Genomic DNA, 22,236 nt, shown 5'->3' on the forward strand with positions numbered 1-22,236 from the left:
GACACTAGTGTGGACAAGGTGACGGTTCGCGGGCAAAGCGGGCGATAAAGCGTGCCATGGATGGCCCGATAAGCACCACGGTGAACAGGCGCAGGGCCTGCAGGGCCGCGACAATGGCCACATCGGCGTGGGTGTCGAGTGCGATAATGGTCATCGAGTCCAGCCCGCCAGGGCTTGTGGCCAGATACAGCGTCAGAAAGTCGCTGTGCATCATGGGTACCAGCATCAGCGCAGAAAGCGCGCAGAAGCCGATCAGCATGAGGGAGGCCAGCAGCATCCACTTGAAGGCATGCATGACGCTGCGTACGGTCTGGCGATCAAAGCGTAGCCCCACATAGATGCCAATGCAGGCGTAGGCGGCTTCCAGAAGCGGTAGCGGCAGTTGAATATCGATGAGGCCGGAAACCTGCACGACGGTGCCCAAAAGCATCGGGCCCAGCAGGGCGCCGGCCGGCAGCAGCCGGTCACAGATGCTGATGCCCAGCGCGATCAGCGCAAGCGAGACCCCCAGCGACAGCAGTCCGTGAACGTTCCATTCCATGCCGTGAGAAGTGGTATGGTCGCTCTCCGAGACGCCCAGGAAATGGCTAACCAGCGCGCCGGCCATGATCACGCAGATGACGCGTACATACTGCATGGTGGCCACAATCCGCGGATCGGCGTTGGCCTGCTCCGACATGGCGACCATCGCGGCGGCAGCGCCAGGTGTGGTGCCCCAGGCCGCCGTCGTGCCGGGCAGCCCGCCGTAGCGCACCAGCAGGATGCCGACCACGGTGCTCAGCACCAGCGTCACCACGGTGGCCAGCATCATGGCCGGCCAGCTCTCGGCGATGGTGGAAAGCACGGTCAGCGTCATGGCCTGAGCGATCAGAAGCCCGATAACGCCCTGGCCCGACTTGAACAGGATCCGCGGCAGCTTCAATCCACCAATCATGACGCCAAACACCACGGAAACCGCCATCGGACCAATCAGGGCCCCGGCCGGCATCTGCAGCCACTGAAGCAGAAAGCTTGCCAGCGCACAGGCGCCCAACAGCAGAATCCATCGGAAAAGGGGCGAGGTGGGCAGGCGATCGGCAAGCAAGTTGGTCAGACTCCGGCAGCATGCGGGTTGAAAGGCATGATCATATGATATCAGGCCACGCTGTTGCTGCCGCGCGGCCGATAAAGGGCAACGGCATTGTCATGCAGCGCCAGCATGGCGTGGGCATCGCCCAGGGTGTTGTGTAAAAGCTCGATATCCCCCTCCCGGAAGGGGCGCGGCGCGCGTGTTCCCGGCAGATCGGTGCCAAAGAGAAGGGCGTGCGGGTTGATGTCGGCAATGGCGGCAAGCGTTGCCGGTACATCCAGTGACACACGTCCAAAACCACTGGCCTTGACGCGTGCACCGGCCTCGACCAGTGCCAGAAGCGTCGGCAGACCCGCCTGAGAAAGCCCCAGATGGTCAATCACAATGGCCGGAAGCGTGCGCAATAGTGTCAGGTGCGGGGCGAGGTCGCCGGCATCGGCATAAATCTCGCAGTGCCAGCCGACCACATCAAAAACACGCTGGGCCTGGCGGGCCATGGCTTCGATATCGGTGGCCATACCCCGTTTGAGATTGAATCGAATGGCTCGAACACCGGCCTCGTCAAGTTCGAGCAGGCGTGCATCGCTGATGTCGTCGGGCAGTTGTGTCACCCCCACAAAATCGCCGCCCAGCGCTTCAAGGGCCGCCAGCAGGTAGTCCTGGTCCGTGCCCTGAAAGGAGCCCGAAACGATGGCACCGCCCCGGATGTCCAGCCCACGGGTGAGCTTTTGATAGTCCTCGACGGTGAAGGGAGAGGGGCGAAATCCCTGGTTGTCGATCAGGGGGAAGCGGGGATCGATGATATGTAGATGTGCATCGAAGCAGCCGTGTGGTTCACGATGATCGTGTCGGTAGTGTCCGGTAAAGGGAATAACCTCAGCCATGGCAGCTCCTTGAGCATCCAGCGATCATGAGATAGTACATTTTATACCTTTGGTGGGTATAACAAGCATGCGGGGTGATGGCTCTGACTGCAATCTTCGTTATGCTGGCAGGTAACGGATCAAAGAGAGGCCCTTCCATGTCCCTGCAAGCTGCCCTGACAGGCCTTCCTGAAGCCCTGCAGTCTCAGGCACGTCGTACCCTTGAGACATTTGATGAGGCCCTGCTGGCCCGTCTGGGCGAGGAGCGCCTGCGCGAACTGGTCACCACCATTACGGCCAGTGATTTTGTGGCCCGGGCCCTCTCCAATGATGGTGTCATGCTTGATCGCCTGCTGGCGCATGAGGAGCTTGTCGCGGCGCCGAGTCGGGAAACCCTGGACAGCTGGCTCGACAGGGCGCTTGAGGGAGCCGACACCGAGGCGGATCTTCAGCGCGTGCTGCGACGGTTTCGGCGCGAGCGCATGGTGGCGATTATCTGGCGCGACCGTAACGACTACGCCGATGCCTGGGCAATCGCGGCGGCTGTCTCGCGGCTTGCCGAGGTCTGCATGGAGGCGGCGCTTCGCTGGCATGAAAAGGCGCTGGCCACGCGCTATGGCAAGCCCTCACCGGACAGCGATGGCCGACCCCAGCGCATGGTAATACTGGGCATGGGCAAGCTCGGGGCCGGCGAGCTCAATCTCTCTTCCGATATTGATCTAATCTTTGCCTATCCCGAAAAGGGACAGACGCAGGGCGGTGAGCGTGCGCTGGAGCATCAGGAGTATTTCACCCGCCTGGGGCAGAAGGTCATTGCCTCACTGGATGCCGTCACGGCGGATGGTTTTGTCTTTCGCGTCGACATGCGTCTTCGTCCTCTTGGGGATGGCGGGCCCTTGACTGGCAGCTTTGCAAGCCTTCTGTCCTACTACCAGAGCCAGGGGCGCGAATGGGAGCGCTATGCCATGCTCAAGGCGCGTCCGGTAGCGGGCGACCTTGAGGCCGGCCAGCGTCTGTTGAGTGAGCTGCGGCCCTTTGTCTATCGCAAGTACATTGATTTTGGAGCGATCGAATCGCTGCGGGAAATGAAGGCGTTGATCAATCGCGAGGTTCGGCGTCGCGGTCGCGAGGATGACATCAAGCTGGGCGCCGGCGGTATTCGTGAGGTGGAATTTGTCGTTCAGGCCTTTCAGCTGATTCGCGGTGGGCGCGTGACCGAGCTGCAGACGCCGTCGCTCAAACGGGCGCTGGCCGAGCTTGAGCGTCTTGAAATCATGTCGCGTCACGATGTGCGTGCCCTGCAGTCTGACTATGTCTTTCTGCGCGATCTCGAACATGCCCTGCAGGGGCTGGAGGATCGTCAGACCCAGTCCCTGCCCGAGGACGAGCTTCCACGCGCCCGCATCGCCTTTGCCATGGGCCATGAGCACTGGGATGGACTGATAGCCGATCTCGGAGAGGTACGCCGCCGGGTGCGTGAGCGCTTTGACGAAGTCGTGGCCCCGCCTGAAGAGGAGGATCACGAGCTGATCGAGGCCGGTGCGCTCGAAGAGTGGCGGGCGCTCTGGCAGGAGGCCTTTGACGATGAGGCGGCGATCGCGTTGTTGTCCGAGTCCGGCTTTCGCGACCCGCCCCGGGCACGCGAGCGCCTGCTCAAGCTGCGTCACGGGCGTGCCGTGACCGGTATGCAACGCATCGGCTTTGAGCGTCTCGAGGCGCTGATGCCGGTACTTTTATCCAATGTCGCGACCACCGAGACACCGGATATTACGCTTGAGCGGGTGCTGGCGCTGGTGGAGGCGGTGCTGCGCCGCACGGCTTACCTGTCCCTGCTCAAGGAAAACCCCGATGCGCTGACGCAGTTTGTGCGTCTTTGCAGTGCCAGTGCCTGGATCAGCGAACAGCTGGCGCGCTATCCGGTACTGCTTGATGAGCTGCTTGATCCGCGCAATCTCTATACCCCGCCCGAGCGGGGCGAGCTGGAAGATGAGTTGCGACAGACCCTGTCACGGTTGCCACCCAATGATGAAGAGAGCCAGCTCGAAGCGTTACGACTGTTTCGCCATGCTCGTGTGCTCAATGTGGCGGCCGCCGATGTGGCCGGTGCGCGCCCGCTGATGGTGGTCAGCGATCATCTGACCATGATCGCCGAAGTGGTACTGGAAGCCGTGGTAAAACTGGCCTGGCAAGGGCTGACGTCACGTCACGGCTATCCTCGTCGACGCGATGGCAGTTACGCCGGCGCCGAGGATATCGATTTTCTGGTCGTGGGTTATGGCAAGCTCGGCGGGATCGAGATGGGCTACGGCTCCGATCTGGATCTGGTCTTTTTGCACGATGCCGACCCGCGAGGCAGTACCAATGGCGCGCGCAGCCTCGACAACCCGGTCTTCTATGCCCGCATGGGTCAGCGTATCATTCACATGCTGACCACCACGACGCCTGCCGGCGTGCTCTATGAGGTGGATATGCGTCTGCGGCCGTCGGGCAATTCAGGGCTTCTGGTGTCATCGCTGGAGGCCTTTGCCGATTATCAGCACCGCGAGGCCTGGGTGTGGGAGCATCAGGCACTGGTACGTGCCCGCGCCGTGGCCGGTAGTCCGGCGCTTGCGCGACGTTTTGAAGACATTCGTCGTGAGACGCTCTCAAGGGTGCCGGACGTGGCGACGCTCAAGCGCGAAGTGGTCGCCATGCGAGAGAAGATGCGCCAGCACCTGGGCAGCAGTCAGCAGTCACGAACCGCTGGCTGGTTTCATCTCAAGCAGGACCCGGGTGGCATGGTCGACATCGAATTCATGAACCAGTTTGCCGTGCTGGCCATGGGGCACAGGGAAAAGGCCCTGCTGACCTATACCGACAACATGCGGATTCTGGAGACGCTGGAGTCTTCCGGACATCTGCCGTTTGAAGGTGCCGAACAGCTGCGCAAGGCCTGGCTTGCCTATCGGGATGCCAGCCACCGAGGAGCATTGACGCGTGCCGGATCACTGGTGCCGGAGGCCGGGTTCGCTGAGCACCGCCAGGCCGTGCAGGCCCTCTGGCATCGCTATCTCGAGGCCGAGGAGACAACTTCCGATGGTGTCGAGGGAGCCAGCGACTGACCACAGGCCGCCCTGATGGGCGGCCCGGTGCGATGGCCTGATCCCGGGTTAGTGGTTCTGGTCGGTGCGCGGATTGCGCCCGATGGGATGGGCTTCTCCGCGTGCCCTTGCCAGTTCGATCTGGCGCTGACGCTCACGGGCACCTGCGCGCGTCTTTTCGGGCAGATTATCCCAGCAGTGCGGGCAGCTGATGCCCGGTTCATAGTACTCGGACTGCTGGTCTCGGGCCGAGATGGGTCGCCGGCAGGCGTGGCACTGATCGAAATCCCCCTCGCTCAGGTCGTGGCGCACGGTGACCCGGTTGTCGAACACGAAGCAGTCGCCGCGCCAGCGCGAATCTTGCTTGGGCACCGTTTCCAGATATTTCAGGATGCCTCCCTTGAGGTGATATACCTCTTCAAACCCCTGCTCCAGCATGTAGCTGGAAGCCTTTTCGCAGCGAATGCCGCCGGTACAGAACATGGCGACCTTCTTGTGTCTGGCCGGGTCGTAATGAGCCTTCACATACTCGGGGAACTCGCGAAATGAGCGGGTCTTCGGGTCTACTGCGCCTTCAAAGGTGCCGATCTCGACTTCGTAGTCATTGCGCGTGTCGATCAGCAGCACTTCCGGGTCGCTGATCAGTTCGTTCCACTGCTCGGGTTCGACATAGGTTCCGACCCGGCGATTGGGATCGACGCCGTCCACGCCCAGCGTCACGATCTCGCGCTTCAATTTGACCTTGGTGCGGTAAAACGGCTGCTCCTGCGCTCGGGATTCCTTGTGCTCGAGATCCGCCAGTCGCGGATCGTTTTTCAGCCAGCCCAGCAGGGCATCGATGCTGTCCCGCGTGCCGGAGACAGTGCCATTGATACCTTCCTCGGCCAGCAATAATGTGCCCTTGACGTCATTGGTGCGCATGGCCTCGAGCAGCGGTTCACGAAGGGCCTCATAATCGGGCAGGGAGACAAACTTGTAGAGGGCGGCCACCACAATGGGGCCCTCATCGGGTAGATCAGGGGGTGTCATGCAGTTCTCCAGGCAGTCGCCCTCGCAAGGGGCGGACCAGGGGGATGTCATGCGCCCGAACGGGCGACGGCGCGCATTTTACGCCTGTCCTTTTCCGGTTGCACCCCCGGCCACCACCATGTCCGAGATCATCACCGCCCGGGCAGACCCCTTTCCTGACGCGCAGCGCCCTGGCGGCACTGATATGATCGGGGCAGCGGGTCGCGGCAAATGACCTGATAATAAATAATGTCACCCATGCGCGCTGATGGCGCAGGATAACGCACAGTGGAAGGGATCATGTCACGAACAGTCTACGTCAACGGTCGGTACGTACCCGAAAGTGAAGCCAGCGTTTCAGTCTTTGATCGCGGCTTTCTGTTTGCCGACGGTATCTATGAGGTCACAGCCGTGCTCAAGGGCCGGCTGGTGGATTTCGAAGGGCATGCCGCGCGTCTGCATCGCTCGCTCAATGAGCTGAACATGCATCTCTCACTCAACGATAATGCCCTGCGCGATATCCATCGTCAGCTCATTGATAAAAATGCCCTTCAGGAAGGACTGGTGTACCTGCAGGTGACCCGTGGTGCGGCCGACCGTGACTTTGCCTACCCCGAGGCGCAGACGCCGGCTACGGTTGTGGCGTTTACCCAGCAAAAGGCCATCATCGACAGCCCGCTGGCCGAGCGAGGGCTCAAGGTGATCTCCTTGCCCGACATGCGGTGGGGACGTCGCGATATCAAGACCGTTCAGTTGCTGTACCCGTCCATGGCCAAGATGGAGGCCAAAAAGCGCGGCGCCGATGATGCCTGGCTGGTGGAGTCGGGGCTGGTCACGGAAGGCTCTTCCAGCAATGCCTGGATCGTTGATCATGACAACACGCTGATCACTCGCGAGCTGTCGCGTTCACTGTTGCATGGCATCACCCGCCGTACCGTCATGCAGCTTGCCAAAGCGCACGACATGAAGGTCGAGGAGCGCGGGTTTACCATCAAGGAGGCACAAAATGCCCGGGAGGCTTTCATGACCTCGGCCACATCGCTGGTGTATCCGGTGGTGTCCATTGATCAGCGTCCTGTTGGAGAAGGGCAGCCGGGAGAGATCACCAGAGCCCTGCGTCGTCTTTATATCGAAGCAAGCCTTGAGGCGATGGATGCCGGACAGGCCTGAATCATGGATTAAGCTTCTTCCTTCGTGATCAAGTCGAGGCGCCTTTCGGTCGATAAAAGTGCCACAGTAGCCTGGCTTTATAGAAGAGTGTGCCAGGGACTGGCACTGCAGGGCGCTGTTCTAAAGGAGAGGCGCTAATGGCGAAAGACGATGAAGGTTGGGTAGAGGAGAAGGAGAAGAAGCGACTGGCGGCATTGAATGTGCTTGGAATGTTGTATACCCCGCGCGAAGAGCGCTTTGATGCCATTACACGCCTTATAGCGAGCCACTTTGATGTGCCGATCGCGATGATCTCGCTGGTCGGCGACAGACAGGTCTGGCTCAAGTCGGAAGTCGGTCTGACAGGGATTGAAGAGGTGCCTCGTGAGATCTCCTTTTGCGATCAGGCGATCAGGGAGCCGCAAATTCTGGTGGTTGAAGATGCCACGCTGGATGAGCGTTTCAAGGACAGCCCGCTCGTGACCGGAGAGGCCGGCCTGCGGTTTTATGCGGGCGCGGTGATTCATGCATCGCAGCGAGAGCCGATGGGCGCTGTTTGTATTATCGATCGCAAGCCGCGCCAGATGAGCTATCGGGACAGGCGACAGCTGATCGATTTTGCAGCTTATGCCAGGCGTGAAATGTCCAGGGCCGATGCCGAGATGCAGGACATCCCTTCAGTACAGACATCAAGGGAATAATAAAAGGAAGGGAGGCTCCGGCCAGGGCCGGAGCTTCAAACAAGATCAGAGTGTGGGCGACCAGACGTGAGGCAAAAAGCGATAGCCCTGCGTGTCTTCCACGATATGGCCAATGCCGGGGAAATCCAGATGGTGACCGGCGATCATGATCTTCTCCCGGACCACACGCGCAAGAATGTCCTTTCGTGTGGCCATGGCCTGTTGGCCATCCACGTCAAAAAGCACACCGGCACCGGGCTCTGGCAGCTGAATCTGTGGCAGATGCACGATATCCCCCCACAACAGCAGTCGCTCACTGCCGGATTCAATCAGGTAGCCACTGTGTCCCGGTGTATGCCCGGGCAGCGCGACGCGGGTCACACCCTCCATGACCTGATCACCATCGAGGCGCTCGATACGGTCGCGATTGATCTCGAGCACACGATGCGCCACGTCGAATTGCTGGGCGAACATGTCCGAAGCATCATCGGGCGCTGGCTGCTGCCAGAAGTCCAGTTCCTCCCCCGGCACCAGAATGCGGGCATTGGCAAACGCCGGCTGATCGCTGGCGGTGATCAGACCACCAATATGGTCCGGGTGCAGGTGTGTGATCAGGATGACATCGATGGCATCAGGCAGGATGCCGATATCGCTCAGGCCCTGTGACAGGCGAGCCCCTTCGCCACTGGCCAGCGCGCCATAACCGGTATCCACCAGCACGCGCTGATCGCCAATGTGCAGCAGATAGGCATTGAGCGTGATGCGAGGCGGGTTGGGTCGCAGACTCTGGGCCTGAAGCGCTTCGGCGCGCGAGGCATCAACGTGCTGGATCAGCTCCAGTGATCCCTGCATATAGGCATCCATCAGGGTAGTGACGACGATCTCGCCGACGCGTAGATGATGAACATTGGCAGGCTGCTGATCGGGAAACAGGCTATCGCTCACGGGGCCTCCGGTCTTGAATGTCGATGGGGGCAGCATAGCGTTTTGCAGCAGGATCGCCAGCCGGATGACGTATAAGCCCGATTCGATCAGGGGGAAGGGCGGACATAAAAAAAGCGCCTGTCGATGAAGACAGGCGCTTTGGAAACTGGTCGGAATAGCAGGATTCGAACCTACGACCTCTGCCTCCCGAAGGCAGCGCTCTACCAAGCTGAGCTATATTCCGAAGGTCATGAGCTCGTCATGACGGTGCGCATTATACTGCGCATTTCACGTAATGCAAGCCTTGCGTCAGGAGTGGCGATCCACGGCCTGGCGCACCAGCAGTTCCAGACTTTCGCGATAGGGTGACGGTGGCAGCGTTGCGAGCTGCTCGAGCGCGCGATCCACCATCTCGTGAGCACGCGCTCGTGTGTATTCCAGCGCACCGGTATCACGCACAATGGCCAGCACTTCGTCCAGATAGGACAGTCCGCCTTCGCTGATGGCACGACGAACCACGTTGGCCTGTGCCGGGCTGCCCACGGCCATGGCACGAATCAGGGGCAGTGTCGGCTTGCCCTCGGCCAGGTCATCACCCACGTTCTTGCCCATTTCGCTGGCATCGCCCTGATAGTCCAGCAGATCGTCGATGAGCTGAAATGCCAGTCCCAGATAGCGACCATAGAGCTTGAGGGCCTCGATCTGCGCTTCGCTGCCGCCAGCGACCAGAGCGCCGGTATGGGAGGCCGCCTCGAACAGCATCGCTGTCTTGCCCTGAATGGTATCAAAGTAGGCAGATTCATCGATGTCGGCGTTGCCGATATTGGTCAGCTGCAGGACTTCGCCTTCCGCGATGATGGAGGTCGCGTTGGAAAGTACCGCCATGATGGGCATGGAGCCCACCTCGACCATCATTTCAAACGAGCGTGAATAGAGAAAATCACCCACCAGCACCGACGGGGCATTGCCCCAGGTGTCGTTGGCCGTAGCGCGGCCGCGACGCATATGGGACTCATCCACGACATCGTCGTGCAGGAGTGTCGAGGTGTGCATGAACTCGATCAGGGCGGCCAGCGTAATGTGCTGTTGACCTTCATATCCCAGTGCTCTGGCCGATAGAAGGGCCAGCAATGGGCGAACGCGCTTGCCACCGCTTTCGATGATGTAGTTGCCGATCGTTTCGATCAGGGGGACATGGGAGGCAAGCTGCGCGCGAATGGTGCGGTCAACAGCTGCAAAGTCTTCCATGACGGGTTCATGGGTCCTGGAAACGCTGGGTGAAACGACTTGGCTGTTCACAGTGAACCTCGGGCTTCTATTCCCTGCAGGCATTGGCCCGGGCCGGCAGGACAACAGGGGGCTTGGGTTTGCCGGGCAGTCTTCTCGAAGGCCCTTTGGGCGTCGAAGCGACATGGATGCCCGGTATGCTAGGTAACCCCTTCATGGGCGTCAAGATGCATCGTGGCGGGCCTTGAGTTGCCTCGCGCGGGCGGTTATAATTCGCGCCCTTAACTCATCGTGCTCCCTGTAAGATGGCTCGTAATCCTCGTTTTACGCAGATTCGGGTCCACTTGCCACAGGTCGATGAAGCAGCCAACCGGATGAGTCAATTGGAGAATTCCATGTACGCAGTAATCAAGAGCGGCGGCAAGCAGTATCGCGTTCAGGAAGGCCAGCGCATCAAGCTGGAAAAGCTGGATGCGGCCACTGGTGACAGCATCGATTTCGATCAGGTGCTGATGGTCGGCGGTGACGACGTCAAGATCGGTGCACCGCTGGTGTCGGGCGCTGTTGTCAAGGCAGAGGTCGTCTCTCACGGCCGCGGCGAGAAGGTTCATATCCTCAAGTTCCGTCGCCGCAAGCACAGCATGAAGCGTCAGGGCCACCGTCAGTGGTACACTGAAGTCAAAATCACCGGGATTACTGCGTAAGCGTTTTTCCGCATTTTCAGGAGGTCATACTCATGGCTCACAAGAAGGCCGCAGGTAGTACTCGTAACGGTCGCGATTCCGAGTCCAAACGTCTCGGCGTCAAGCTCTTCGGTGGTCAGGAAGCCTCTGCCGGCAGCATCATCGTTCGCCAGCGTGGCACTCGTTTCCACGCCGGTGAAGGCGTCGGCGTCGGTCGTGACTTCACTCTGTTCGCGCTTCGCGACGGTCAGGTGAAGTTCGAGACCAAGGGTCCGAAAAAGCGCAAGCACGTCAGCATCGTCTCCGCCTGAGACCGCTGACTGCTCAAAAGCCCCGCTCAGGCGGGGCTTTTTTTTATCATGTGGGTTCGTCGGCATGACAGACCCATGGGCGCTCGTATCCCGCCAGGCGTAATATGAACGCCATGAGATGGATCGATACGAAGTCCTTTGTTTTTTGATCATCGTTTTAGTAGACAGGGCGACGAGTCGCCGGGAGTAATGGCATGCAGTTCGTCGATGAAGCCTCGATCACGGTGGAAGCCGGTAACGGTGGCAGTGGCTGCGTAAGTTTTCGCCGCGAGAAATTCGTGCCGCGTGGCGGGCCGGATGGCGGTGATGGCGGTCACGGCGGCAGTGTCATTCTGGTCGGTGACGAGTCGCTCAATACGCTGATTGATTTCAAGTTTCAGCGCTTTCACAAGGCGCCCAACGGCCAGCCCGGTCGCGGCAGTCAGATGAATGGCCGCAAGGGTGAGGATCTGATCGTGCAGGTACCGGTGGGCACGACCGTGATCGACGTCGAGACCCTTGAAGTCATCGGGGACATCACGGCCGTGGGTCAGGAGCTCAAGGTGGCACAGGGCGGTCGCCGCGGACTGGGCAATGTGCATTTCAAGTCCTCGACCAATCGGACGCCACGTCAGAGTGTGCCGTCAGGGGACGGCGAGCGTCGCGAACTGCGTCTTGAGCTCAAGCTGATGGCCGATGTTGGTCTGCTGGGCATGCCCAATGCCGGCAAGTCGACGCTGATTCGCTCCGTCTCGGCGGCGCGCCCCAAGGTGGCGGATTACCCTTTCACTACGCTGGTGCCCAATCTGGGCGTGGTCAAGCTGGGGATGCATGAGCACTTCGTCATGGCCGATGTGCCCGGGCTGATCGAGGGTGCCGCCGATGGGGCCGGGCTCGGACTTCGCTTTCTCAAGCATCTGACCCGTACGCGCCTTCTGCTGCATGTCATTGATGTGGCACCCTTTGATGAAAGTGATCCGGTCGAGTCGGCCGAAAAGATCATTCACGAGCTTGAGCAGTACTCTCCGACGCTGGCTGAAAGCCCGCGCTGGCTGGTGCTCAACAAGTGCGATCTGGTCGATGATGATACGCGTGAAACGATGCTTGAGCGCATCGTCGAGCGACTGAGCTGGGAAGGGCCGATCTTTCGCATCTCTGCGATTGCCGGGCAGGGGACCGATGAGCTGGTTCGGGCCGTACATCGCTGGCTGGTTGAGCAGCGCCGCCTCGAACAGGAAGACGAGGATTTTGCCGCCCGCACACGTGCCGTACGCGAACGCATGGAAGCCGAGGCCGTTGCCCGCACCGAGGCGCGCATGGCGTTCATGGCCGGGCGCAAGCGCCGCGATGAAGATAATAGTGACGATGACGACTTTGACGACGATGATTTCGATGTCGAAGTGGAATATCAGCCCTGATTCCTGCCGGGCGTGATACCGGATCTGGAGAGCGATGATGGAGCAGGCAGTAGCGGGCAGTCGCAGTCACACAACCCGACTGCGGCGCGTGGTGGTCAAGATTGGCAGTGCGCTGCTGACCAACGATGGGCGCGGGCTCGATGAGGCGGCCATCGGTGGTTGGGTGGATCAGCTTGCCGAGCTGCACAGGCGTGGCGTTGAAGTGGTGCTGGTCTCCTCCGGTGCCGTGGCGGAAGGCATGGTCAGATTGGGGTGGCAGGTGCGCCCGAGTGCGCTACATGATCTTCAGGCTGCTGCCGCCGTGGGGCAGACCGGGCTGGTGCGCAGCTATGAGGATAACTTTGCCCGGTTCGACATTCGCACCGCGCAGATTCTGCTGACCCATGATGACCTTTCCAATCGCAAGCGCTATCTCAATGCGCGTTCGGCGCTGCGCACCCTGATCGGTCTGGGTGTGGTGCCTATCGTCAACGAAAACGATACGGTCGTCACCGATGAGATCCGCTTTGGCGACAATGACACCCTGGGTGCGCTGGTGGTCAATCTGCTGGAAGCCGATGCGTTGATCATTCTGACCGATCAGGAAGGCCTTTATAACGCCGATCCACGCAAGGACGCCGATGCCCAGCTGATCAGCGAAGGCAAGGCCGACGATCCGCGTTGGGTGGCCGTGGCCGGTGACGGCGGCAAGCTGGGGCGAGGGGGCATGGCGACCAAGATTCGTGCCGCCCGTCTGGCGGCGCGCTCCGGCGCCCTTACCCTGATTGCCAGCGGGCGCCAGCCAAAGGTGCTGTCTCGCCTGCTGGAGGGCGAAGAGGTCGGTACGCTGTTGATGCCGGAGCATGCGCCAATGACGGCGCGAAAGCGCTGGCTGGCCGGCCAGCTTCAGGTGCGCGGCACGCTGACGCTGGATCGGGGCGCCGTGGCGCGCGTTCGCCAGCGCGGCTCGAGTCTGTTGCCGGTGGGCGTGACGGCGGTGGAGGGTAATTTTCGCCGTGGCGACATGGTGCTGTGCGTCGATGGTGACGGTGAGCCGATCGCCAAGGGGCTGGCCAATTACGATGCTCAGGACACCAGCAGAATACTGGGGGTGCCGACCCATGACATCGTGGCGCATCTGGGCTATATCGAGGCGCCCGAACTGATTCATCGTGACAACATGGTGATTCTCCACGACCCCTGATCAGGGGCTGGTATTGCGGTAAGGGCACTGCTAGAATGCCGCCTCTCTTGTGAAGGTGCCCGCCCAAGAGGCGCTTTTATCAAAATTTATCAACGTCAACACTCCAGGGAGTAGACGATGGCCAATACCCGTCAGGCTCGCAAGCGCGCCGTCCAGTCCGAGCGCCGCCGCCAGAAAAATGCCAGCCAGCGTTCCATGGTGCGCACGCACATCAAGCGTGTTCTCAAGGCAATCAACACCGGCGACCACAGTGCTGCCATGGCCGAGTTCCGCGTGGCTCAGCGCGTCATCGACCGTATTGCTGACAAGCATGCCTACGACAAGAACCGTGCCGCTCGTACCAAGAGCCGTCTGAACGCGCGTATCAAGGCACTGGCTGCCTGATAACAGGGAAACGCCCTGTTGTAGACAGCAGTACCTGCAAAAAACCGGCTTCGGCCGGTTTTTTGCGTATTTGGGCAACGCTGCGATGAATGACAGCGATCATCATGTGGCCCTTTCCAGGTGGGGAGAACATATTTCGTGAGTGCTGAAGTGAGCGGCGCAAAGGGCGCCGGACTGCTGCGTTCGGGCATGGTGGTGGGCGTCATGACCATGCTGTCACGGGTGCTGGGATTGGCGCGCGATGTGGTGGTAGCGACGCTTTTTGGCGCCGGCAGCGGTGCCGATGCCTTTTTCATTGCGTTCAGGATTCCCAACTTTCTGCGCCGTCTGTTTGCAGAAGGGGCTTTTAACCAGGCCTTCGTACCAGTGCTGTCGGAATATGCCTCCCAGCGTGAGCGCAAGGAAGTACGCGAACTGCTGGATGCCACCGCTGGAACGCTGGCAGTGATCCTGCTGGGCATTACGGTGCTGGCCGTACTCTGCTCGCCCTGGCTGGTCTGGGTTTTCGCACCCGGGTTCCATGATGATGGTCATGGCAAACTGGCGCTGACCGCAGAGATGCTGCGCCTGACCTTTCCCTATCTGCTGCTGATCTCGCTGACGGCCTTCTCGGGTAGCGTGCTCAACAGCTACGGTCGCTTTGCCGTGCCGGCCTTTACGCCGGTGCTTTTGAATCTGTCGATGATCGGGGCGGCGCTGTGGCTGGCGCCGCTGCTGGATGTCCCAGTCATGGCACTGGCCTGGGGGGTATTGATTGCAGGTATCGCCCAGCTGCTTTTTCAGATCCCGTTTTTGATGCGGCTGGGGCTTTTGCCGCGATTGAAGCCCAACTTTCGCCATACCGGCGTGCGCCGCATCCTGCGTCTGATGGGACCGGCCATGTTTGGTGTGTCGGTCTCCCAGATCAACCTGCTGCTGGATACCGTGCTGGCGTCGGTATTGGTAGGCGGCAGTGTCTCCTGGCTTTACTACTCTGATCGCCTGGTCGAACTGCCGCTGGGTGTCTTTGGTATCGCCATCGGTACCGTGATTCTGCCCGCCCTGTCGCGGCGGCATGCCAGCGATGACCCGACGCATTTTGCCCGCATGATCGACTGGGGCATTCGTGCCGTGCTGCTGATCGGGCTCCCGGCAGCGCTGGCGCTGATCGTGCTGGCCGAGCCGCTGCTGATCACGCTATTTCACTATGGCGCAATGACTGATCACGATATCGTGATGTCCTCGCGCAGTCTGCGGGCCTACGCGCTGGGGCTTGTCGCCTTCATGCTGATCAAGGTGCTGGCGCCCGGCTATTACGCGCGTCAGGATACCAAAACGCCGGTCAAGATCGGCATCATTGCGATGATTGCCAACATGGCCTTCAACCTGATCCTGATGTGGCCACTGGCGCATGCGGGACTGGCGTTGGCCACGGCATTGTCGGCCTGGCTCAACGCCATGCTGCTGGGGCGTGGCCTCCTGCGGCGCGATGTGCTGCATTTTCAGCCCGGCTGGGGACGCTTTGCGCTGCAGCTTCTGGTCGGCTGTGCACTGCTGGCCGGTGGGCTCTGGTGGTTTACACCCGATTGGCAACAGTGGCTGTCATGGGGCATCGAGCAGCGTCTTGCGGTATTGATGGGGCTGATTTTCGCGGCCATGGCGGTTTACTTTGCCTGGCTTGGAATTGCCGGTGTGCGCCTTCGTCATTTCAAACTGCGTGGCTGATGCCTGTGCGTTTGGCGCGGACAGCGCTATAATCGAAGGTTTATCACGGCGGGCAGCAGTGGGCATGGAACTGATCAGAGGGTTACATAATCTACGCCCCCGGCACCGGGGCAGTGTTGTCACCATCGGCAATTTCGATGGGGTCCATCTTGGTCATCGGGCCATTCTGGATCAGTTGAAGACACATGCCCGGGCGCATGATCTGCCGGCCGTGGTCGTGGTGTTCGAGCCACAGCCGCGGGAGTATTTCTCCGGTGATCAGGCGCCGCCTAGACTCACCCGGCTGAGCGACAAGGTTCGCCTGCTGGGTCAGCATGGCGCTGATCGGGTGCTGTGCCTGCCCTTTAATCGTCGGCTGCGCGAACTGTCCGCGCGTGAGTTTGTCGACCGCGTCCTGATTCAGGGGCTGGGCATTCGCCATCTGGTGGTGGGGGACGATTTTCGCTTTGGCTGCGACCGTGCCGGTGACTTTGATCTGCTCAGGACACTTGGCAAGCAGGCCGGCTTTTCGGTCGAACACACGCGCACCTTTCAGATCGGCGGTGAGCGAGTATCCAGTACACGCGTGCGGACCCTACTGGCGTCGGGCAACTTCGAACAGGCCGAGCAGCTTCTGGGGCGCCCCTTTAGCCTAGAAGGCCGTGTGGTGAAGGATCGTCAGCTTGGGCGTACCATTGGTGTTCCTACGGCCAACCTGCCCATGCTGCCGGGGCCGCTGGTATTACGCGGCGTCATGGCTGCAGTGACCCGGCTTGAAGATGGTCGTGAGGTGCCAGGTGTGCTCAACATCGGCTGGCGACCCACGGTCGGAACGCATCGGCCGGTTCTTGAAGTGCACCTTTTTGATTTTGATGAACCCCTGTATGGACAGCGTTTGATCGTCATGCCGTGCGCGAGACTGCGTGGGGAAGAGACCTTCGCGTCCATCGATGAACTCAAGCTCCGTATTCATCTCGATATTGATCAGGCGCGCGACTATTTCAAGCAACACGCTTTCCGGCAGCACGCTTCTGACGTTTCGGGCGCTACGCTCGACGCAGAAGGGGTGGATGCATCATTGCCTTCCTGTCGCTACCCCATGGCCTCGGCGCCACTGGCGGCGGAACGCAGCAAACATGAACAGTGACGGCTGACCATCAGGTTATGAGCGACTACAAGCATACGTTGAATCTGCCCCATACCGATTTTCCCATGCGCGGCATGCTGCCCAAACAGGAGCCGGGTCGGGTTTCGCAGTGGCAGGATATGAATCTCTACCAGCGCCTGCGTGAGGCACGCGCCGGTGCCCCCCTGTTCGTGCTGCATGATGGCCCTCCCTATGCCAACGGCAGCATCCATATCGGTCACGCGCTCAACAAGATTCTCAAGGACATCATCGTCAAGTCGAAGAACCTGGCAGGCTTTGATGCCCCTTACGTGCCGGGCTGGGACTGTCATGGCCTGCCGATCGAGCACAAGGTCGAAACGACCCATGGCAAGCATCTGGAGCCTGAAAAGGCGCGTGCGCTGTGTCGCGAATATGCGAGCGCCCAGATTGAAACCCAGCTGACCGATTTCGTTCGACTGGGCGTGATCGGCGACTGGGCACATCCCTATCGCACCATGGATTACGTCAACGAGGCCGGCGAGATTCGCGCGCTGGCCGACATGGTCAGGGCGGGGTTTGTCTTCAAGGGACTCAAGCCGGTCAACTGGTGTTTTGACTGTGGTTCGGCGCTGGCCGAAGCCGAGGTGGAATATCAGGACAAGCAGTCCGACGCCATCGATGTGGCCTTCCCGTTGGAGGATGCTGACAAACTGGCGCAAGCCTTCGGGCTGGAGACGCTGCCAAAGCCTGCCGCAGCGGTGATCTGGACCACCACGCCTTGGACCATTCCCGCCAACCAGGCCCTCAACGTGCACCCGGATTTCACCTATGCGCTGGTCGATACCGGTGAACGTCTGCTGCTTCTGGCCGAAGAGCTGGTCGAGAGCTCTCTGGAGCGTTTTGGGCTGAGCGGTGAGGTGATTGCCACGACCACGGGCAGCGCGCTGGATCTGATCAACTTTCGTCACCCCTTTTATGACCGCCTGTCGCCGGTTTATCTGGCCGACTATGTCGAAAGTGAGGTGGGCAGCACCGGTATCGTGCATTCGGCACCGTCCTACGGGGTAGACGACTTCAATACCTGCCGCGCCCACGGCATGAGCTTTGACGAGATGCTCAACCCGGTGCAGGGCAACGGGGTTTACGTCGATGACCTGCCGTACTTCGGCGGCCAGATGATCTGGAAGGCCAACCCCAGCATCATCGAAAAGCTTGAAGAAGTGGGCGCGCTGATGGCGCATAAGCCCATCACCCACAGCTATATGCACTGCTGGCGCCACAAGTCCCCCGTGATCTATCGCGCCACCGCGCAGTGGTTCGTGGGGATGGATATCGCGGGGCAGGATGGCAAAACGCTTCGTGAGCGGGCCTTGGAAGGTATCGAGGCCACCCGGTTTACGCCGGGCTGGGGCAAGGCGCGTCTGCACAGCATGATCGCCAATCGCCCCGACTGGTGCATCTCGCGTCAGCGGAACTGGGGCGTGCCGATTCCGTTTTTCCTGCATAAGCAGACCGGAGAGCTGCATCCTCGTACCGTTGAACTCATGGAAGACGTGGCCCTGCGGGTCGAGAAAGAAGGCATCGATGCCTGGTTCCGACTTGATGCCAGCGAACTGCTGGGCTCTGAGGCCAGTGATTATGACAAGGTGATGGATACGCTGGACGTCTGGTTTGACTCCGGCACCACCCATCGCCACGTGCTGCGCGGCTCACATCCTCAGGGCCATGATAACGGCCCGCTGGCCGATCTCTATCTGGAAGGGTCGGATCAGCACCGCGGCTGGTTCCACTCCTCGCTTCTGACCGGTGCCGCCATCGACGGCCATGCGCCGTATCGTCAGCTTCTGACCCATGGTTTCACGGTAGACGCGCAGGGGCGCAAGCAGTCGAAGTCGCTGGGTAACGTGGTCGCGCCGCAGGCGGTCATGGACAAGCTGGGTGCCGATATTCTGCGCCTGTGGGTCGCCTCGACCGACTATTCAGGCGAGATGGCGGTGTCTGACGAGATCCTCAAGCGTACCGCCGACGTCTACCGTCGCATCCGCAATACCTCTCGCTTTCTGCTGAGCAATCTCAATGGCTTTGATCCGGCGCGCGACATGGTGGCGTTTGACGACATGATCGCGCTGGACCGCTGGGTCATCGATCGCGCTGCGCTGCTTCAGACACGTATTGAAAAGGCGTTCGATGAGTATCGCTTCCGCGATGTCTATCAGCAGGTGCACGACTTCTGCGCCCGCGATCTGGGCGGTTTCTATCTCGACATCATCAAGGATCGTCAGTACACCACCCAGCCCGATTCACTGGCGCGTCGCAGCTGTCAGAGTGCGCTGTATCACGTGATCGAGGCGCTGTCGCGCTGGATTGCGCCGATTCTCTCCTTCACGGCCGAGGAGATCTTTGAGCATATTCCGGGTGAGCACGGCGACAGCGTACTGCTGGAGACTTATTACGAAGGTTTGGTCACGCTGCCGGAAGACGCCGCCATGGGACGTGCCTTTTGGGATCGTGTCATTGAAGTCAAGCAGGCAGTCAACAAGCAGCTCGAGGATGCCCGTAACGAGGGCATCATCAAGGGCGCGCTGGACAGTGAAGTCACCCTGTATGTGGATGATGAGCTCCATGCGTTGCTGTCGCGCTTCGAAGATGAGTTGCGCTTTGTGCTGATCACCTCCGAGGCGACACTCGCGCCGCTGAGTGAGGGCAGCGATGCTCGAACGACCGAGCTTGACGGTCTGAAGGTGGCCATCCGCCTGAGCGAGTTCGACAAGGACGAGCGCAGCTGGGAGCGTCGCGCCGACGTAGGCACTCATCCGGAACATCCGACGCTGTCGGCCCGCTCGATTGCCAACCTGCCGGGCGGCCCCGGTGAGGTGCGTCATCATGCCTAAGGGGCAATACGCACATGCGCGCTATACGCTGCGCTGGTGGTGGCTGTCGCTGGCCGTCATCGTGCTGGATCTGGGCGCCAAGGCGTGGGCAAGCATGTCGCTTGCCTACGGCCGACCGGTTGAAGTGCTGCCCTTTTTCAATCTGACGCTTTTGCACAATACCGGGGCTGCCTTCAGCTTTCTGTCCGAGCATGCGGGCTGGCAGCGCTGGCTGTTTGCCCTGATCGCTATCGGTGCCGTCATTGCGCTGAGCATCTGGCTGGCTCGTCTCGAGCGCCATGACCGGCTCAATCAGGTGTCGATTTCGCTGATCATCGGCGGGGCCATCGGCAATCTGTTTGATCGGCTGGTGCACGGCTACGTGATAGATTTTCTATCCTTTCACTGGCAGGGCTGGTACTACCCGGCCTTCAATCTGGCCGATACGGCCATCACGCTGGGGGCGGTGGGCATTATCATCGCCTCTTTCAAGCGTGAGAAAAGCGACACTTCATCATCGGAGCGTCATCATGAAGGATAACTCTGTCGGCCATGGCGGCAGCGATACAGCGCTGGTGGCCGATGACAACATGACAATCGCCATCCATTTTACCCTGCGTCTGGAAGATGGCACCGAAGTGGACACTACCCGTGGCAAACGCCAGGCTGAATTTGTCTTCGGTGACGGCAATCTGCCGCCGGGGTTTGAAAAGCCGATTCGGGGCATGCGGGTGGGGGAAACCCGCATGGTCGACGTGGCGCCGGAACATGCCTTCGGCCCCTGGAATCCCCAGAATGTGCAGATGCTCAAACGCACCGATTTCGAAGATCAATCGTCACTGGAGGAGGGCGTGGTCATGTCCTTTGCCGACCCCACCGGTGGGGGGGAGTTGCCCGGGGTCATCAAGTCGGTGGATGAGCGCCAGGTCGAAGTGGATTTCAACCATCCGCTGGCCGGACGCACCCTGAGCTTTGAGGTCGAAGTGCTCGACATCAGACCCGCCAGAACTCATTGACCTCACTTCATGACGGGGTCGACCGATCCCGTCGCCGTTCGCCCATCAGGGGCCTGATGTGCGACACTGACACCATTATTCAATAGCGAGGTGGCCCATGCAGATCAGGCTGGCCAATCCACGTGGTTTTTGTGCAGGCGTCGATCGCGCCATCGATATCGTCAACCGGGCGCTGGATGTGTTTGGCGCGCCGATCTATGTTCGTCACGAAGTGGTTCACAACCGCTACGTGGTAGATACCCTGCGCGAGCGCGGCGCCATTTTCGTCGAGGAGCTCGACGACATCCCCGATGACAACATCGTCATTTTCTCGGCCCATGGCGTTTCGCGCGCCGTACAGCAGGAAGCCGAGCGCCGTGGTCTGCGCATCTTTGATGCCACCTGCCCGCTGGTGACCAAGGTCCATATGGAAGTGTTGCGCTACGCCAGACGTGGGCGTGAATGCATCCTGATCGGCCATGCCGGGCATCCGGAGGTCGAAGGTACCATGGGTCGTTATGACGAAAGCCATGGCGGCGCCATCTATCTGGTCGAAGACGAAGCCGATGCCCGGGCGCTGAAGGTCAATGACCCCGAAAACCTGTCCTTTGTGACCCAGACCACGCTGTCGATGGATGATACCTCGAAGGTCATCGACGCCTTGCGCGAGACCTTTCCGGCCATTCAGGGGCCGCGCAAGGACGATATCTGCTACGCCACGCAAAATCGTCAGGATGCCGTGCGCGAGCTGGCAGAACAGTGTGACGTACTGCTGGTGGTCGGTAGTGCCAACAGTTCCAACTCCAATCGTCTCGCCGAGCTGGCCGAGCGTATGGGGACACCGGCATGGCTGATCGACAATGCCGAGGCCATGCAGGGCGAATGGTTTGAAAACTGTCAGATCGTCGGTGTAACGGCGGGTGCCAGTGCCCCCGAAGTGCTGGTCAGAGGGGTGATCGATCGTCTCAAGGCGCTGGGCGGTCAGGAGCCCGAAGAGCTTGCCGGACGCGAAGAAACCATTACCTTCTCCATGCCGAAGGAGCTGCGCGAGAAAGTCATCGCGAGCGTTTAACGGTCAACAAGCTTCGGGAGGCCCGGTATGGGAGATGTGCTGATCTGGGTGATGCTGTTTCTGCTGGCGTTTGCCGGCATGGAGTTCGTGGCCTGGTTTACGCATCGCTATATCATGCACGGCTTTTTGTGGTGCTGGCATCGCTCGCATCACAATGAGCGTCATGGGCTTTTCGAGCTCAATGATCTGTTTGCGGTCATTTTTGCATTGCCTTCGGTGGTACTGATTTATAACGGGCTCAATGGTCATGCCTTCCAGCTGGCCCTGGGTCTGGGTATTGCGGCCTATGGACTGGTCTATTTCATGTTTCATGACGGGCTGGTGCATCGGCGCTTTCCGGTGCCGTTCAATCGCCAGCAGCGCTTCTGGAAAAGGCGCATTCAGGCTCATCGCATGCATCATGCGGTAGAAACAAGAGAAGGCGCTGTTTCCTTTGGGTTTCTGGTCGTCCGTCCCATCAATCGTTTGAAGCGTGAACTGGCCGAACGTCGCCGGTTCTGACGGTCCTGCCTTTCTGCCCTGATCCCGGGGTAGTCGATATCCCTGTCTC

General features: G+C 60.3%; 20 protein-coding genes and 1 tRNA gene. 15 read left to right on the forward strand and 6 right to left on the reverse strand.

Annotation, left to right across the window (positions count from 1 at the left end):
• Window positions 1-4: 4 nt before the first annotated feature.
• Window positions 5-1,084, reverse strand: a complete 1,080-nt coding sequence (locus B9G99_RS09495) for an AbrB family transcriptional regulator (protein WP_227875771.1) — start codon at window positions 1,082-1,084, stop codon at window positions 5-7.
• A 50-nt stretch (window positions 1,085-1,134) separates the two neighbouring features.
• Window positions 1,135-1,953: an amidohydrolase family protein gene (locus tag B9G99_RS09500; RefSeq protein ID WP_086621929.1), complete on the reverse strand. Its 819-nt coding sequence runs from the start codon at window positions 1,951-1,953 to the stop codon at window positions 1,135-1,137.
• A 137-nt stretch (window positions 1,954-2,090) separates the two neighbouring features.
• Here B9G99_RS09500 and glnE point away from each other — a divergent pair, with 137 nt between their 5' ends.
• Complete coding sequence (gene glnE / locus B9G99_RS09505) at window positions 2,091-5,033, forward strand: bifunctional [glutamate--ammonia ligase]-adenylyl-L-tyrosine phosphorylase/[glutamate--ammonia-ligase] adenylyltransferase (protein ID WP_086621930.1); 2,943 nt, start codon at window positions 2,091-2,093, stop codon at window positions 5,031-5,033.
• A gap of 48 nt (window positions 5,034-5,081) precedes the next feature.
• Here glnE and trhO read toward each other — a convergent pair whose 3' ends face one another.
• Window positions 5,082-6,041: an oxygen-dependent tRNA uridine(34) hydroxylase TrhO gene (gene trhO / locus B9G99_RS09510; protein WP_086621932.1), complete on the reverse strand. Its 960-nt coding sequence runs from the start codon at window positions 6,039-6,041 to the stop codon at window positions 5,082-5,084.
• Between the two features lie 279 nt (window positions 6,042-6,320).
• Between trhO and B9G99_RS09520 the strand changes: the two genes are divergently transcribed.
• A complete protein-coding gene (locus tag B9G99_RS09520; protein WP_086623405.1) occupies window positions 6,321-7,190 on the forward strand; it encodes a D-amino-acid transaminase in 870 nt (289 codons plus the stop codon).
• 137 nt (window positions 7,191-7,327) lie between these two features.
• Complete coding sequence (locus B9G99_RS09525) at window positions 7,328-7,870, forward strand: GAF domain-containing protein (RefSeq protein ID WP_086621936.1); 543 nt, start codon at window positions 7,328-7,330, stop codon at window positions 7,868-7,870.
• 45 nt (window positions 7,871-7,915) lie between these two features.
• Here the strand turns inward: B9G99_RS09525 and B9G99_RS09530 are convergent, their stop codons facing one another.
• From B9G99_RS09530 to ispB, 3 genes are all read right to left on the reverse strand, one after another.
• The gene (locus B9G99_RS09530; RefSeq protein WP_158521482.1) at window positions 7,916-8,794 is read right to left on the reverse strand and encodes an MBL fold metallo-hydrolase; all 879 of its coding nucleotides are present in this window, start codon (window positions 8,792-8,794) and stop codon (window positions 7,916-7,918) included.
• Between the two features lie 146 nt (window positions 8,795-8,940).
• Window positions 8,941-9,017, reverse strand: a tRNA-Pro gene (locus tag B9G99_RS09535).
• Between the two features lie 65 nt (window positions 9,018-9,082).
• Window positions 9,083-10,021 (reverse strand): octaprenyl diphosphate synthase, encoded by a 939-nt coding sequence (gene ispB, locus B9G99_RS09540; protein ID WP_227875772.1) that lies wholly within the window; start codon window positions 10,019-10,021, stop codon window positions 9,083-9,085.
• Between the two features lie 374 nt (window positions 10,022-10,395).
• Here ispB and rplU point away from each other — a divergent pair, with 374 nt between their 5' ends.
• From rplU to B9G99_RS09600, 12 genes are all read left to right on the forward strand, one after another.
• On the forward strand, window positions 10,396-10,704 hold the full coding sequence (rplU, locus tag B9G99_RS09545; RefSeq protein WP_086621941.1) for a 50S ribosomal protein L21: 309 nt from the start codon (window positions 10,396-10,398) through the stop codon (window positions 10,702-10,704).
• Between the two features lie 32 nt (window positions 10,705-10,736).
• Window positions 10,737-10,994, forward strand: a complete 258-nt coding sequence (rpmA, locus tag B9G99_RS09550; protein WP_086621944.1) for a 50S ribosomal protein L27 — start codon at window positions 10,737-10,739, stop codon at window positions 10,992-10,994.
• 194 nt (window positions 10,995-11,188) lie between these two features.
• Entirely contained in the window at window positions 11,189-12,391 is a 1,203-nt protein-coding gene (cgtA, locus tag B9G99_RS09555) for an Obg family GTPase CgtA (protein ID WP_086621946.1), read from the forward strand.
• A gap of 37 nt (window positions 12,392-12,428) precedes the next feature.
• Window positions 12,429-13,574, forward strand: coding sequence for a glutamate 5-kinase (gene proB, locus B9G99_RS09560; protein ID WP_174678780.1), 1,146 nt, complete (start codon window positions 12,429-12,431; stop codon window positions 13,572-13,574).
• A 117-nt stretch (window positions 13,575-13,691) separates the two neighbouring features.
• Complete coding sequence (gene rpsT / locus B9G99_RS09565) at window positions 13,692-13,958, forward strand: 30S ribosomal protein S20 (RefSeq protein ID WP_086621949.1); 267 nt, start codon at window positions 13,692-13,694, stop codon at window positions 13,956-13,958.
• Between the two features lie 189 nt (window positions 13,959-14,147).
• On the forward strand, window positions 14,148-15,662 hold the full coding sequence (gene murJ, locus B9G99_RS09570; RefSeq protein ID WP_086623406.1) for a murein biosynthesis integral membrane protein MurJ: 1,515 nt from the start codon (window positions 14,148-14,150) through the stop codon (window positions 15,660-15,662).
• A gap of 64 nt (window positions 15,663-15,726) precedes the next feature.
• Window positions 15,727-16,788 (forward strand): bifunctional riboflavin kinase/FAD synthetase, encoded by a 1,062-nt coding sequence (gene ribF / locus B9G99_RS09575; RefSeq protein WP_086621951.1) that lies wholly within the window; start codon window positions 15,727-15,729, stop codon window positions 16,786-16,788.
• A 17-nt stretch (window positions 16,789-16,805) separates the two neighbouring features.
• A complete protein-coding gene (gene ileS / locus B9G99_RS09580) occupies window positions 16,806-19,640 on the forward strand; it encodes an isoleucine--tRNA ligase (protein ID WP_086621952.1) in 2,835 nt (944 codons plus the stop codon).
• A complete protein-coding gene (lspA, locus tag B9G99_RS09585) occupies window positions 19,633-20,160 on the forward strand; it encodes a signal peptidase II (protein ID WP_086621954.1) in 528 nt (175 codons plus the stop codon). The genes ileS and lspA overlap by 8 nt, the downstream gene beginning before the upstream one ends.
• Window positions 20,150-20,635 carry an FKBP-type peptidyl-prolyl cis-trans isomerase gene (gene fkpB / locus B9G99_RS09590; protein ID WP_086621956.1) on the forward strand — a complete coding sequence of 162 codons (486 nt, stop codon included), beginning with the start codon at window positions 20,150-20,152 and terminating at the stop codon, window positions 20,633-20,635. The genes lspA and fkpB overlap by 11 nt, the downstream gene beginning before the upstream one ends.
• 97 nt (window positions 20,636-20,732) lie before the next feature.
• Window positions 20,733-21,686 (forward strand): 4-hydroxy-3-methylbut-2-enyl diphosphate reductase, encoded by a 954-nt coding sequence (gene ispH, locus B9G99_RS09595; RefSeq protein ID WP_086621959.1) that lies wholly within the window; start codon window positions 20,733-20,735, stop codon window positions 21,684-21,686.
• A 27-nt stretch (window positions 21,687-21,713) separates the two neighbouring features.
• Entirely contained in the window at window positions 21,714-22,187 is a 474-nt protein-coding gene (locus tag B9G99_RS09600) for a sterol desaturase family protein (protein WP_086621961.1), read from the forward strand.
• Window positions 22,188-22,236: the final 49 nt, after the last annotated feature.

Source organism: Kushneria konosiri (genome assembly GCF_002155145.1).
In the GTDB taxonomy this organism is placed as follows: Bacteria; Pseudomonadota; Gammaproteobacteria; order Pseudomonadales; family Halomonadaceae; genus Kushneria; species Kushneria konosiri.

Coding starts and splice junctions, on each gene's coding strand:
- ribF (WP_086621951.1), top strand. CDS start 15,727: ATGGAACTGATCAGAGGGTTACATAATCTACGCCCCCGGCACCGGGGC.
- lspA (WP_086621954.1), top strand. CDS start 19,633: ATGCCTAAGGGGCAATACGCACATGCGCGCTATACGCTGCGCTGGTGG.
- B9G99_RS09525 (WP_086621936.1), top strand. CDS start 7,328: ATGGCGAAAGACGATGAAGGTTGGGTAGAGGAGAAGGAGAAGAAGCGA.
- ispB (WP_227875772.1), bottom strand. CDS start 10,021: ATGGAAGACTTTGCAGCTGTTGACCGCACCATTCGCGCGCAGCTTGCC.
- fkpB (WP_086621956.1), top strand. CDS start 20,150: ATGAAGGATAACTCTGTCGGCCATGGCGGCAGCGATACAGCGCTGGTG.
- murJ (WP_086623406.1), top strand. CDS start 14,148: ATGGTGGTGGGCGTCATGACCATGCTGTCACGGGTGCTGGGATTGGCG.
- B9G99_RS09500 (WP_086621929.1), bottom strand. CDS start 1,953: ATGGCTGAGGTTATTCCCTTTACCGGACACTACCGACACGATCATCGT.
- proB (WP_174678780.1), top strand. CDS start 12,429: ATGGAGCAGGCAGTAGCGGGCAGTCGCAGTCACACAACCCGACTGCGG.
- rplU (WP_086621941.1), top strand. CDS start 10,396: ATGTACGCAGTAATCAAGAGCGGCGGCAAGCAGTATCGCGTTCAGGAA.
- glnE (WP_086621930.1), top strand. CDS start 2,091: ATGTCCCTGCAAGCTGCCCTGACAGGCCTTCCTGAAGCCCTGCAGTCT.
- B9G99_RS09600 (WP_086621961.1), top strand. CDS start 21,714: ATGGGAGATGTGCTGATCTGGGTGATGCTGTTTCTGCTGGCGTTTGCC.
- ileS (WP_086621952.1), top strand. CDS start 16,806: ATGAGCGACTACAAGCATACGTTGAATCTGCCCCATACCGATTTTCCC.
- rpmA (WP_086621944.1), top strand. CDS start 10,737: ATGGCTCACAAGAAGGCCGCAGGTAGTACTCGTAACGGTCGCGATTCC.
- rpsT (WP_086621949.1), top strand. CDS start 13,692: ATGGCCAATACCCGTCAGGCTCGCAAGCGCGCCGTCCAGTCCGAGCGC.
- trhO (WP_086621932.1), bottom strand. CDS start 6,041: ATGACACCCCCTGATCTACCCGATGAGGGCCCCATTGTGGTGGCCGCC.
- B9G99_RS09520 (WP_086623405.1), top strand. CDS start 6,321: ATGTCACGAACAGTCTACGTCAACGGTCGGTACGTACCCGAAAGTGAA.
- cgtA (WP_086621946.1), top strand. CDS start 11,189: ATGCAGTTCGTCGATGAAGCCTCGATCACGGTGGAAGCCGGTAACGGT.
- ispH (WP_086621959.1), top strand. CDS start 20,733: ATGCAGATCAGGCTGGCCAATCCACGTGGTTTTTGTGCAGGCGTCGAT.